Raw genomic sequence first — 12,125 nt, forward strand, 5'->3', positions numbered from 1 at the left:
GGTTCAGTTCTTGGCGAGGTGGAACGGGTTCAGTTCCTGCTTGGCCATGATGTACCAGGCGGTGGTGCCGGTGTGCAGGCTCGTGTGGTTCTTGTCATCGCCACCGGAGAAGCCTTCCCTCGAGTTGGCCTGGATTCCCTTGCCGTCCGCATTCGGCCCGGACAACTGCTCCTTGTGGATGTTGTCCAGATACACTTTGGCCCGCTTCTTGTGCTTCTTCTTGCCGCTCACCCGCAGCGCCAGGGCCATGTGGGCGGTGCCCTCCAGCCAGACCGTGTTGTCGTTTTTATACTCATAATCCGGATTGATCTGCAAGGCGAACCGCACACCGACGACCGGCTGGGAGGGATTGGAGTTGTCGGTCACCTCGAGGTGGGCGATGTTCCAGTCCAGTGCCTGGCGGTAGCGGTCCGATCGGAGGGCGAGATAACCCCAGGACTGCACGTCCTCGGGAATGTACTCGTCCCGGTTGATGGTGACCCCGTCGGGTTTCGTCCCGATGTGGAAGCGTCCTTCCTCCTTGTCCCACATGCTCTTGACGAATTTGCGGGCGTGTTTGCGGGCGCGACGCCACTTGTGATCTTTGGTCAGCTGATGGAGCATCCCGAACAGACCCACCATGTCGATGTTGTGTTCGGTCGACTTCCACTCGATCTTCGTTCCGTCGGACCTGTAGCCACCGGTGAAGCCACCACGCCCACGGGTGTCCTTGGTCTCCCGCAGCAGCCATTCCCCGATGCGCAGCGCGCCGTCGCGGTACTTCGCGTCCTTGGTGACGTGCGCGAGATGGGCCAGCGCCATTCCGGCCCAGGCCTGGTTGCCGGACGCCGATCCCCAGGTCTGGATGTTCGGCACGCCGTTGGCGTCGAAGAGGTGCTCGGGTCCGTAGGCGTTTCTCAAGCGCCCGTCGCCGATGGGGTCCTTCTCCTGCATCTGCAGCAGGGCGTCACCCATGGTTCTCGCCCGGTCGAGGGAATCGGCGTTGTCCTTCCGGTTGGCGTAGGCGATGATCACCAGCGCGTTGTCGTAGGTGACGGAGTTGTCCCAGAAGTCCAGGACACCCCCGTGGTAACTCGACGGCACGCGAAGGGCCGGCGGCGAGGCCCATTCGTCCATCGCCTCATCGAGGTGCAGATAGGCGTTGCTGACCGTCTCCTCCTCGGAGGCGGCGACGGCGGGGGTGGGCATGGCCAAGGACATGCTCAAGGCGGCGACGAGGATTCGCAGGGCGTGCTTCATTGGAGCCCCTCACTTTTTCTCTCGGATGGTTTTGTTTTTCAGGTGTTCCTGCTCGCCAGCACCGGTACAGGTCGCCTCGTACCGGATGCGGCCGCGTCGTAGAAGGCGCGGGCGGCGGCAAGGTTGCGCCAGGCGTCATGGACGGTGCCCAGCGAGTTGTTCTCTCCACGGATCCGGTCGACGAGGGGCTGGATCAGGTCGGAGTCGTCGTCCAGCGGTTCGAGCCGTTCCCATGAGGGAGAGGCCCCGGCGTCGGGACGCAGCACCGAGATGTGTGCGTCGATGGTGTCGATCGCCAGCGACCCCTCGGTCCCGTTGAGGGTGGTGGTGATCCGCCACGCCCCGTCCGCTCCGGTCCAGGTGTTCTCCATGGTGGCGACCACGCCGTCGGAGAAGGTGAAGATGGCGTGGCCGTAGTCCTCGACGGGCAGCTGCGGGTACCGCAGGTTCGCGACGTGCCCGATGACATCGACCGGTTCCGCTCCCAGCAGCCAGCGCAGCCGGTCGATCTGGTAGATCGCGTGGTCGATCCAGCCACCTCCGGGCGCCTTGTCCTCCTCGACCCACCAGCCGTGCGACTCGGAATCCTCCCACGCCTTCGGCAGCACACCGCACAGCACGAAGTTGGCCGAGACGATCCTGCCCAGCTCGCCGGAACGGACGATCTCGAAGAGCCGCTGGTTCTGATCCGTCATCCGCGACCGCGATTCCGCCGGGATGAACTGCACGCCGGCCCGTTCCACCGCCCGCACGATGGCGCTCGCCTCCTCCAGGGTACGCGCCAGCGGCTTGATGGAGACGATGTGTTTTCCGGCCTCCGCCGCCCTGATGCAGATCCCGGGGTTCTGCTCGACGCTGAAAAAGGCCCCGATGGCATCGATCCCGGGATCCTGCAGCGCATCGTCGAGGGACGTGGAGAACTCCGCCCCCAGGTCGCTGGCGAGGGCCCTGCCCCTCCCGGGATCGCCGTCGACGATGAGCGGCAGATCGGTCTGCGGGTGCCTGCTCAGCCCCCGCGCGAGCGGCACCGCCGAGTACCAGTGGTCGAGCCCGATGATTGCGAATTTGATGGAAGTCACGAGTTCACCTCAGATCGCTTCTCGGCCCTGCGGGGACCGTGTTTCTGAGGAGTATTAATTAATACTCGGAGTTTGTCAACCCAGATCGTCCGGGACCCCCAGCCGGAACATCGCGTTGCGCGCGGTCTCCAAGCCCATGTCGACGGCCCCGCGCAGCGTGGCGTCGGTGCGCAGCGTCGCGACTTCGAGATCGACGTGGAACGGGCTGCGCCGGGTCACCGCGCCGCTGATCTCGGCGACGTAGTCCTGGAGGCGGATCCCGATGCCGCCACCCAGGACCACACACTCGGGGTCGAGGACGGCGTTGATGGCGATCACCGCCGCCGAGATGCCCTCCACGAACCGGTCCATGACCTGCCGGGCCGTCGGATCCCCCGCCGCGGCCAGCTGCAGGACGGCCTTCGGCGTGGGGTTCACCAACCCCAGTTCCCGGGCCGAGGCCGTGAGGGCGCGCGCCGAAACGACATCCTCCAGCACGCGCGCCCTCCCGTCGACCCCCGTGGCGGTGAGCAGATAGGCGAGTTCACCGGCGGCCCCGTGGAAACCACGGTGCAGCTTCCCGTTGAGGATGGTGGCCAGGCCGGCGCCGGTTCCGATATGGAAATAAGCAAAGGATTCGTGGCGCCTGGCCTGACCGTGGATCGACTCGGCGAGCGCGGCCAGGTTGACGTCGTTCTCGATCTGCAACTGCGCGCCGAGCTCGTCGTTGAGCATATTGATCAACTTGGGGCGATGCCAGCCCGGTAACTGATCCGCGTAGTCCACCACGCCGCGTTTCGGGGCGAAAACACCCGGGGAACCGATGACCGCATAGGTCCTCCCTGGATCCAGCAGCAGCTTCGCCTTCGCCTGGGAGACCTCCGCGGAGATCAGCTCCACCAGCGCGGTCGCACTCCTGGCCACGTTGCGCACATCGTGGCGGTAGAGCTCGTCGCCCGCGATGTCCACCACCGCCACGCGAACCCAGACGCGGCCGATGTCGACGGCGATGACCGACGCGGCTGCAGGATTCACCTGGTAGAGCTTGGCGGGCCTTCCCGTGTCGCGGGCGTCGTTGCCCAGCGGGACGACGAGCCGCGCATCCACGAGTTCGTTGAGCGCCGCGATTACGGTGGGCTGCGAGAGTCCGGAAGCGCGTGCCAACTCGGGACGGGTCGACGGGCCCTGGCTCAGTAGCGAGTCGAACAGGACACGCTGGTTCATCTCGCGGATGAGTTTGGGGCCCTTGCCCATCAGCCGATCGCTGGCCGTTGGCATGTCAATCCTCTCCACAGTGTTGCCAAGTCAACTCTGTTAGTTAATACTACTTATAATCTGGTGCAACGGAGCTAAGGAGTGTCATGACTCAGCAGAGGCCGCTACGGTTCGGGATCCTCGGGGCCGGCATGATCGCAGGCGACGAGGACGGTTTTCTGCCCAACCTAACCACGCTCGGAGACAAAGTTGAAATAACCACGGTCGCGGATGTCGTGCCCGAGCACGCGCAGCGCATCGCCCAGAGATTCGGCATCGACACCGTCTACGAATCGCTCGACGAGATGTTGCGCGACGACCGCGTCGAGGCCGTGGCGAACCTCACCCCCATCTCCGTGCACGCCGAGACCTCCATGCGGATCCTCCGCAGCGGCCGGCACCTGCTGAGCGAGAAACCCCTTGCCACCACCCTGGAGGAGGCCGACGCGCTCATCGAGGAGGCCGAGCGGCAGGGCGTGGTCTTCGTGTGCGCCCCTCCCGACACGCTCTACGCCCAGTACCGCGAGGCCCGCCGGCTCATCGACGAGGACCGCATCGGACAGGTGTGCTTCGCCCGGGTGCGCAGTTCGCACGGCGGCCCCGGCGGGGCCCCCGACGGGTGGCCGTTCGACCCGACCTGGTTCTACCAGCCGGGCGGCGGGCCGCTGTTCGACATGGGCGTCTACGGCATCCACGAGATCACCAGCCTGCTGGGACCGGCGCGGCGGGTCTCGGCCTTCGGCGGCATCACGGAGGCCGTTCGCACCGTGCGCGGGACGGGCCCCTTCGGCGGGCTGCGGATCCCCGTCACCACCCCCGACAACTTCCTGCTCATGCTGGACTTCGGCAACTCGACCTTCGCCGTGATCGACGCGACGTTCAACGTCCTGGCATCCAAGGCGCCCAAGGTGGAGGTGTTCGGACGGCGGGGTGCGATGGCCATCTACCACCGCGACGAGAACCCGCTCGAGGTGTTCGTCCAGGACCTGGAACCCGGCGTCGACGCCTGGATGGCCCCGGAGGACCTTTCCCGGGCCAACAACGTCCGGGAACAGGAACTGCACCGCGCCATGCTCATGGAACACCTGGTCGACTGCGTCCGCAGCGGCGAACCCCCCATCGCCGACGCCTACAAGGCCCGGCACGCGCTCGAGATCATGACCGCTGCCATCGAGTCCGCGAAATCCGGCCGGGTCGTCGAACTCGCCACGTCCTTCTAGGCCATCATGTCCGACGACGTTCACGCAGAAGAGGCGGCGCAGCTCAGTCCCGAGCTGGCCCGGGAATCCGGCGGCCCACCGCAGGCGAGCCTGGGCTACCGCATCCGGCACAACTACGTCCTGGGGCGCATCCTCAAGAGCCTGATCACGATCTGGGCCGTGGCCACCCTGTCCTTCGCCCTGGTGCGGTGGATGCCCGGCAACCCGCTGCAGGCCTACGTGCAGAAACTGATGACCCAGCAGGGCCTGGGACGGCAGGAAGCGCTCGCACGCGCTTCCTCGCTGCTGTCCTACGACCCGGATGCCCCGCTGCTGGATCAGTACCTCACCTACCTCGGTGGGTTGGTGCAGGGCAATCTGGGCCAGTCCATCGTCGCGCCCGGCACCTCGGTGATCGACTACATCCTCGCCTACCTGCCGTGGACGCTGTTCAGCGTCGGCCTGGGGCTGCTGCTGTCGTTCCTGATCGGGATCGCTCTGGGAGTCCTGATCGCCTACAAACGCGGCCGCTGGATAGACCACCTGATCACCAACATCTCTTCCGCACTGAACGCCGTCCCCAACTACATGTGGGCGATGCTGGTGATCGTGGTCTTCGGCGTCCAGCTGCGCTGGTTCAACGTCAGTTCGCTGCGGGGCACGCTCACCCCCGGTGTCCAACCGGGATTCACCGCCGAGTTCATCCTCGACGCGCTGACGCACGCCGCCCTTCCCATCACCGTCTACGTCCTGACCTCCGTGGGAGGCTGGATCCTGCAGATGAAGTCCTCCACCACGCAGGTGCTCGAGGACGACTACGTGATCGGCGCGAAGGCCCGCGGCCTTCCCGGCTCCCGCATCCACATCAGCTACGTCGGGCGCAACGCGATCCTGCCGCTGTTCACCCAGTTCGCCGTCCAGCTGGGCTTCGTGGTCGGGGGCTCGACGCTGGTGGAACAGATCTTCAAGTACGACGGCGTCGGGTACTACTTCTACGACGCGATCGTGGCCCGTGACTACCCCGTGGTCCAGGGCTTCATCCTGATCATCACGGTCTCGGTGGTGCTGGCCAACTTGATGGCGGATCTGCTCCTGTCCCGTATCGATCCGCGGATCCGAGTGGAAGGTGCCCGCTGATGAGCAACTCCCCGCTTCCCACCACCGATCCCACCGTCCTCACCGGGGCCCGGACTCCCCACCCCGGGAAAGGCCGATGGCGAAGCGCCCTCGGGGCCAGCGTGACGGGCACCGTCGGTGGAGTGGTGTTCCTCCTCATGTGCGTGGCCTCGCTGATCCTGCCGTGGTTCATCGCGGTGCCAGCCGCCAATTCCGCGCTGATCTACGCCCCGCCGTCGGCGGAACACTTCCTGGGCACCGACGCCGACGGGCGCGACGTCCTCACGATGATCCTGCTCGGCGGCCGCGACGTCATCATCGTCAGCATCATCTCGGCCACGGTGTCCACGGGCATCGCCGTCGTCCTGGGCGCGTTGGCCGCGTACCTGCGGGGCTGGGTGGATTCCCTGGTGATCCAGTTCACCGATTTCATGCTGACCATCCCCCAGTTCGCGCTGCTGGTGGTGCTGGCCGTCTACGTGCGTCTCGACAGCCCCGTGATGCTGGCGCTGCTGCTCGGGGGCCTCGGCTGGCCGGGGCTACTGCGAGCGGTCCGGGCCCAGGTGCTCTCCCTGAAGGAACGCGAATACGTGGAGGCGGCGCGCATCGTCGGTTTGTCGACACCGGTCATCATCGGCCGCGAGATCCTGCCGAACATGGCCAGCTACCTCATGATCCACTTCATCTTCGCGATGACGGGGGCGACGTACGCGATGGTGGGGCTGTACCTGCTCGGACTGGCGCCCATGACGGGAATCAACTGGGGAATCATGATCAACAACGCCTGGGCGAAGGGTGCGTTGTTCTTCACCAACGCCGCATGGTCGATCATGGCCCCACTGCTCGTGGTGAGCGTGCTCCAGCTCTCCGCGATCTGGTTCGCGCGCACCCTGGAACAACTCCTGAATCCACGGCTGGCAGGGAAACAAAAATGATGACTCCGACCACTGGTGCGAAGCCGCTGCTGGAGATCTCCGGACTGGAGATCACCTACACGACGAACCGGCAGCCATCGACCGCAGTGAGGGACATCGACCTCACCTTGTACCCGCGGGAGACGCTCGTCCTCGCCGGGGAGAGCGGATGCGGCAAGACCACGCTGGCGCTGGCGATCCTGGGGTTGCTACCCAAGGGCGGCGGCATCGCCTCGGGCAGCATCTCGTTCGAGACGAAAAAAGGCACCACCGTGAAACTCACGAGCCTTTCCAGGGATGCGGAACGTGCCCTGCGCTGGACGGAGATGTCGGTCGTCTTCCAGGGCGCGATGAACTCGCTGAACCCGCTGCTCACCGTCAGGCAGCACTTCGTCGAGACGGCTCGCGCCCACGCGGGCAGCCCGAAGGGCGAAAAACTCGAGGCTTGGATGGCCGAGCTTCTCGAAATGGTGATGCTGGAACCCAAACGGGTGCTCGCCTCGTATCCCCACCAGCTCTCCGGCGGGATGCGGCAGCGGGTGCTGATCGCCCTGGGGCTGCTGCTGTCCCCCCGCCTGGTGGTGCTGGACGAGCCGACCACAGCGCTGGATGTCCTGACCCAGAAGGCGATCATCACCATCCTGCGTTCGCTGCAGGAACGCATCGGGTTCTCGATGATCTTCATCACCCACGACCTGGCGCTCGCCGCGGAGATCGCGGACCGGGTGGCGGTGATGTACGACGGCCGCATCGTCGAACTCGGCACGGCCCGGGAGGTCTTCACGGATCCCGGGCACCCCTACACCCGCGCGCTGCTGGAGACGATCCCCCGCTGGGACGGCGAACCCGGCCGGCTGCGGACGATCAAGGAGTCGCTGGCCGACTACGACATCACCACCGACGAGGGCGCAACCCAACAGCTCAAGCTACAAAAGGACTCCGAGGTGTGGCTGAGCGAAACCCACCGCGTGGCCCACATCCCCAGGAAGCGTTCGGAAGGGCGGGCCGATGACTGAGAAGTTGATGGAGATCCGTGACGTCACGCAACGGTTCCGCAGCGCGGAACGCGAGGTGGTGGCGGTCTCGAGGGTCAGCGTCCAGGTCGATGCCGGGTCGGTGACCTGCCTGGTCGGTGAGTCCGGTTCGGGGAAGACCACGCTGGCCAGGATCGCCGCGGGCCTGGACAAACCCACCGCCGGCAGCATCCACTACCAGGGCCAGGACATCTCGCAGCTGCGGGGACCCGGTTTCATGCGCTTCCGGCGAGAAGTGCAGTACGTGCACCAGGATCCCTACGCCTCGCTCAACCCGACCCGCACGGTGCTCAGCACGTTGCTCTCCGCCCTGGGGGCCCGGAGGAACCGGACCAGGCGGCGCGCAACGGAACTGCTCGAACGGGTGGAACTGACCCCGGCCGACCTGTTCCTGGAACGCTACCCCCATCAACTTTCGGGTGGGCAGCGTCAACGCGTGGCGCTGGCCCGGGCGCTGGCCACCGAACCGGCGTTGATCATCGCCGACGAAACCACGTCGATGCTCGACGCCTCGATCCGCGGCAGCATGATCAACCTGCTGTCGGAGCTGCGCGACGACCTGGGCGTCGGTTTCCTGTTCATCACCCACGACTTCACCCTGGCCAGGCACTTCGCCTGGCGGGGTCGCACCGCGGTGCTCTACCTGGGCGAACTGGTGGAGTACGGTCCGACCCCCGAGGTCATGGATGCACCCAAGCACGCCTACACCAAGGCGCTCATCGACGCGCTTCCCATGATCAGGTTCGACGACGCCGATGTTCCCGATGGTGCGCCATGACGACGGGCGGCATGCCCCGCCAGGCGATTGCCGCGGGACTCACGATCACCCTCCTGGCAGGCATCAGCATGCTGCGGGTCCCAGCCGGTTCTGCGGCCTGGGTGATGTCGGTCCTTTCCCTCGCGGCAGGCGCGCTGCTGACCGGCTGCGGGGCCCTGCTCCTGCTACTCGCCAGAAGATCCCCGGATCGCACAAGGAAAACCCCCCGACCAAGAGAGGAATCATGACCCACACGACAGCACGACGAGGGCTCGGTCGCTGCATCGTTGCAGCGGTGAGCGCGGTAGTGGCCACGGCGATGCTGCTGACCGGCTGTTCAGCCGCCGGCCGCTCCCCCACCGGGAACAACGCCGCCACCGGCCGCAATTTCGGCGCGGACCAGTCCTTCGACCTGCCCCCCAAAGGCAACTTCCACACCCTTTCGGGCGTGACCGGTTCCATTCCCACGAACCTCGGCTACCTCAACGACATGATCATGCTGCCCGGCGGCATCTACAACTGGGAGAAGCAGCAGTACTACTACCTGCTCGCGGACGAGTCCTCCGCCCTCTCCCCTGACGGCCTCACCTTCAACTACAAGGTGCGTGAGGGACTGAAGTGGAGCGACGGCTCGGCCCTGACGGCGAAGGACGTGTACAACACGTTCGTGATGCGCTACGCCATGCAGCAGCCGGTGTTCAACTACATCAAGGACATCGAGCTGGTCGACGACTCCAACGTCAAGTTCACGCTGAACTCGCCAGCACCCATCGCCGTGTACTGGATCATGCGTGAACGGCCCGCCTCCAGCGCGCAGTACAGCGCGGTGGTCGAGGACGCCGCGGCGTTGTTCAAGAAGAAGGCGGCCCCCGACTCGGACGAGGCGAAGGCCCTGTCGGCGCGCATCGCGGAGGTCAAGATCGACCAGCCGATCGTGTCCGGTCCGTTCACGATCAACACCTCCACCATGACCAACTCGCAGTTGACGCTGACCCTCAACAACAACGGGTATCGCGCGGACAAGGTGGGCTACGACACCATCACGGTCCACAGCGGATCCACGGAGACCATCACCCCCCTGGTGCTCTCCGGTGATGTCCACTACGCCACTGACGGGTTCCCCGTCGCCACCACGAAACAGTTCGAGCAGCAGGGCTACACGATCCTGCGTCCCCCGACGTACACCGGTCCCGCTCTGTTCTTCAACTACAACAAACTGCCGGAGTTCAAGGACAAGCGCGTGCGTCAGGCCTTCGCTTTCTTCCTCAACCGCAACGAGATGGGCACGATCTCCCTCGGCGACTCCGGCAAGGGCGTCCGGTACATGACGGGCCTGTCGGACAACGCCATCGAGAAATGGGTTACCCCGGAGGCGGCCAGCAAGCTCACCGCCTACGATCTCGACGAAGCGCGGGCCACGCAACTGCTGCAGGAGGCCGGCTGGACCAAGAACGGCAACCAATGGGTCACCAGCGAGGGCAAGCCCGCGCAGTACGACCTGGTCTTCCCCGGTGACTACGTCGACTGGGCCGCCACGGGTCAGAGCCTCGCGGAGCAGGCCAGCGCCTTCGGCATCAAGATCACCCCGATCGGTGTGGATTCCAGCCAGCAGGAGGTCGACGTCCAGGGAGGCAACTTCCAGTTGGCCATCCAGGCCTGGGGTGCGTCGAACCCGTTCCCGACGGACTCCTACAACGCGACGCTGATCAACTTCAACTACCCGATGCTCGGCGAGGGCAAGGGCACCGGCTTCGGTCTCCAGGTGGAGACCGACGTTCTCGGCTCGATGAACCTCGAGCAGGAGGTCCGTGACAGCGCGTTTGGCACGCCGGAGGAGCAGGTGGCGAAAACCACCCGTCTGGCGCAGGCCTTCAACGAGCTGCTGCCGGTGCTGCCGCTGGTTGAGCGATTCGGAAACAACCCCGTGGTCACCAACAAGGTGGCGGGGTTCCCCGAGAAGAGCGACTACTACATGAACTCGTTCTACTCCGACAACTTCGTCCCCGTCTTCTTCTACGAGGGGATGTTGTCGCCGGTCCAGTGACCGATCCGTTCCGCCTCAAAGGGGGTGGCCGGGCCCGTGGCCCGGCCACCCCCTCAAAGCTGGTTGAGCCGGGGCGCGAGGAACGAGCGACCCGAGTCGAAACCACCCCGCGCCCGGTAGCCAGACCCAGCCCCAACACCCCGGACACGCGCAAGAGGTTTCGACACGACCAGCTCGCCAAGCGAGCAGGTCGGCCCAACCGGCTTTGATCGAGGTTGGTTCAGCGGGCCTGTTCCACCCGGAGGCTCACGCCGTCGCCGAGGTTGAGGACCGTTCCGATCGGGACCGTCACCGATTCGCCGTTCTCCAGCAGGTACGGTTCCTCACCGTTGAGCTGGATGGTGGTGCCGTTGGTGGAACGCAGGTCCGTGATGCGCGCCTCGCCGGGACCAGCGGGTTCGATCAGCAGATGGCTGCGGGAGATGTCGTTGCCGGGGCTGGGAACGCGCATCAGCGACGATCCCATGGGGCCGCGTGCTGCGTCGGGGGCACGCCCGACCACCAATCCTCCGACGACGTTGGAGAACTCGCCGGTGTTGACCTGCACGCCGATGCCGACGGGGCCGTACTGCTGTGGTTCCTCGACGTATCCCCTGTCCATGCCGGGGCGCTGGAACTGGGAGTCCTCGCTGTGGGCGGCGGACATCTCCTGGGTTTCCGGCATGGCGACGGGCTCCAGGGGGTCGGAGACGGGCTGGGGCTGCTGCACGACGGGTTCGGGAAGCTGGTGTTCGGTGTCGGGCAGACGCACGAGCTGGTCGGGGTCGGTGGTCAGGTGCAGCGCCGAGGCGCCGACCGCACCGGCGATCAACGGCAGGTGGAGCAGCGCGTCGTATTCGAGAACACCCATGTCGACGCGAAGCCCGCGGATGGTGCCCAGCGGTGCCTCGTGCCAGGTGAGCGCGCCCGAGCCGTCGAGCGCGGTCTGGCCGGTGGCCATGTCCACGACGGAGATCCGGCCGCGGGCCAGGCCGTGCAGCGACCCGCCGTCCCAGACGAACGCCGCGAAGTCCGGCATCTGGTCCAGGGAATAGCCGCGTAACACTTCGAGCAGCGCGGCCAGCGAACCGGCACCCTGCATGTCCGTCCACAGCTGGTTCACGAGTACCGACATCTTCGGCGGCGCAGGCTGCATGATCGCGACCAGACGCGGCCCCGCCAGCACCAACCACTGGCCGGGCGTGTAGGTAAGCCGCCAGGGACCCAGAGGAAGCGACATCACTATCTCCCGTCGTCAGATTTCTCTTCAGCCTAATGCCGGAAGGTCCCTCGATGTGACCGGAACACCCCCGCGCCGCCAAACGGGGGACAGAATTTGTCCTGTCAAGTACCTGCCGCGGGTGAAACGAACGGCCGGGTTGAAACCACCCCGGACAAGGTCACCATGGTTTCGACACGACCAGCTCGCTGACGCTCGCAGGCCGGCTCAACCAACATCAGAGAGGACAAAGCCGGTTGAGCCGGGCCGCGAGGAACGAGCAGCCCGAGTCGAAACCACCCCACACCCGAA

Annotated in this window: 11 protein-coding genes; 7 read left to right on the plus strand and 4 right to left on the minus strand. The window is 65.8% G+C overall.

Annotated features, from left to right (window positions below):
* Nucleotides 1–3: 3 nt before the first annotated feature.
* The 3 genes from EL272_RS13505 to EL272_RS13515 all read right to left on the minus strand — a co-directional run bounded on the left by EL272_RS13505 (nt 4) and on the right by EL272_RS13515 (nt 3,575).
* Complete coding sequence (locus tag EL272_RS13505; protein ID WP_061787633.1) at nt 4–1,239, minus strand: hypothetical protein; 1,236 nt, start codon at nt 1,237–1,239, stop codon at nt 4–6.
* 38 nt (nt 1,240–1,277) lie between these two features.
* A complete protein-coding gene (locus tag EL272_RS13510; RefSeq protein WP_061787632.1) occupies nt 1,278–2,318 on the minus strand; it encodes a Gfo/Idh/MocA family protein in 1,041 nt (346 codons plus the stop codon).
* Between the two features lie 75 nt (nt 2,319–2,393).
* Complete coding sequence (locus EL272_RS13515) at nt 2,394–3,575, minus strand: ROK family transcriptional regulator (RefSeq protein WP_014847777.1); 1,182 nt, start codon at nt 3,573–3,575, stop codon at nt 2,394–2,396.
* An 83-nt stretch (nt 3,576–3,658) separates the two neighbouring features.
* Between EL272_RS13515 and EL272_RS13520 the strand changes: the two genes are divergently transcribed.
* The 7 genes from EL272_RS13520 to EL272_RS13550 are packed head-to-tail and all read left to right on the plus strand — an operon-like array spanning nt 3,659 to nt 10,615.
* Nucleotides 3,659–4,771: a Gfo/Idh/MocA family protein gene (locus EL272_RS13520; RefSeq protein ID WP_014847778.1), complete on the plus strand. Its 1,113-nt coding sequence runs from the start codon at nt 3,659–3,661 to the stop codon at nt 4,769–4,771.
* Between the two features lie 6 nt (nt 4,772–4,777).
* Entirely contained in the window at nt 4,778–5,887 is a 1,110-nt protein-coding gene (locus EL272_RS13525) for an ABC transporter permease (protein WP_082793832.1), read from the plus strand.
* A complete protein-coding gene (locus tag EL272_RS13530) occupies nt 5,887–6,801 on the plus strand; it encodes an ABC transporter permease (RefSeq protein WP_014847780.1) in 915 nt (304 codons plus the stop codon). The genes EL272_RS13525 and EL272_RS13530 overlap by 1 nt, the downstream gene beginning before the upstream one ends.
* The gene (locus tag EL272_RS13535) at nt 6,798–7,796 is read left to right on the plus strand and encodes an ABC transporter ATP-binding protein (RefSeq protein ID WP_051015080.1); all 999 of its coding nucleotides are present in this window, start codon (nt 6,798–6,800) and stop codon (nt 7,794–7,796) included. Before EL272_RS13530 ends, EL272_RS13535 begins: the two co-directional genes overlap by 4 nt.
* Nucleotides 7,789–8,592 carry an ABC transporter ATP-binding protein gene (locus tag EL272_RS13540; protein ID WP_014847781.1) on the plus strand — a complete coding sequence of 268 codons (804 nt, stop codon included), beginning with the start codon at nt 7,789–7,791 and terminating at the stop codon, nt 8,590–8,592. The genes EL272_RS13535 and EL272_RS13540 overlap by 8 nt, the downstream gene beginning before the upstream one ends.
* Nucleotides 8,589–8,819 carry a hypothetical protein gene (locus EL272_RS13545; protein ID WP_014847782.1) on the plus strand — a complete coding sequence of 77 codons (231 nt, stop codon included), beginning with the start codon at nt 8,589–8,591 and terminating at the stop codon, nt 8,817–8,819. The genes EL272_RS13540 and EL272_RS13545 overlap by 4 nt, the downstream gene beginning before the upstream one ends.
* 47 nt (nt 8,820–8,866) lie before the next feature.
* Nucleotides 8,867–10,615 carry an ABC transporter substrate-binding protein gene (locus EL272_RS13550; protein WP_197720266.1) on the plus strand — a complete coding sequence of 583 codons (1,749 nt, stop codon included), beginning with the start codon at nt 8,867–8,869 and terminating at the stop codon, nt 10,613–10,615.
* A 220-nt stretch (nt 10,616–10,835) separates the two neighbouring features.
* Here EL272_RS13550 and EL272_RS13555 read toward each other — a convergent pair whose 3' ends face one another.
* A complete protein-coding gene (locus EL272_RS13555) occupies nt 10,836–11,834 on the minus strand; it encodes an FHA domain-containing protein (protein WP_061787630.1) in 999 nt (332 codons plus the stop codon).
* Between the last annotated feature and the right edge of the window lie 291 nt (nt 11,835–12,125).

It is taken from the genome of Arachnia propionica (assembly GCF_900637725.1).
GTDB classification, from domain to species: Bacteria; Actinomycetota; Actinomycetes; order Propionibacteriales; family Propionibacteriaceae; genus Arachnia; species Arachnia propionica.

Excerpts from the sequence above, each read along its gene's own strand:
- EL272_RS13505 (WP_061787633.1), bottom strand. The coding sequence starts at position 1,239 with ATGAAGCACGCCCTGCGAATCCTCGTCGCCGCCTTGAGCATGTCCTTG.
- EL272_RS13515 (WP_014847777.1), bottom strand. The coding sequence starts at position 3,575 with ATGCCAACGGCCAGCGATCGGCTGATGGGCAAGGGCCCCAAACTCATC.
- EL272_RS13520 (WP_014847778.1), top strand. The coding sequence starts at position 3,659 with ATGACTCAGCAGAGGCCGCTACGGTTCGGGATCCTCGGGGCCGGCATG.
- EL272_RS13525 (WP_082793832.1), top strand. The coding sequence starts at position 4,778 with ATGTCCGACGACGTTCACGCAGAAGAGGCGGCGCAGCTCAGTCCCGAG.
- EL272_RS13530 (WP_014847780.1), top strand. The coding sequence starts at position 5,887 with ATGAGCAACTCCCCGCTTCCCACCACCGATCCCACCGTCCTCACCGGG.
- EL272_RS13535 (WP_051015080.1), top strand. The coding sequence starts at position 6,798 with ATGATGACTCCGACCACTGGTGCGAAGCCGCTGCTGGAGATCTCCGGA.
- EL272_RS13540 (WP_014847781.1), top strand. The coding sequence starts at position 7,789 with ATGACTGAGAAGTTGATGGAGATCCGTGACGTCACGCAACGGTTCCGC.
- EL272_RS13545 (WP_014847782.1), top strand. The coding sequence starts at position 8,589 with ATGACGACGGGCGGCATGCCCCGCCAGGCGATTGCCGCGGGACTCACG.
- EL272_RS13555 (WP_061787630.1), bottom strand. The coding sequence starts at position 11,834 with ATGTCGCTTCCTCTGGGTCCCTGGCGGCTTACCTACACGCCCGGCCAG.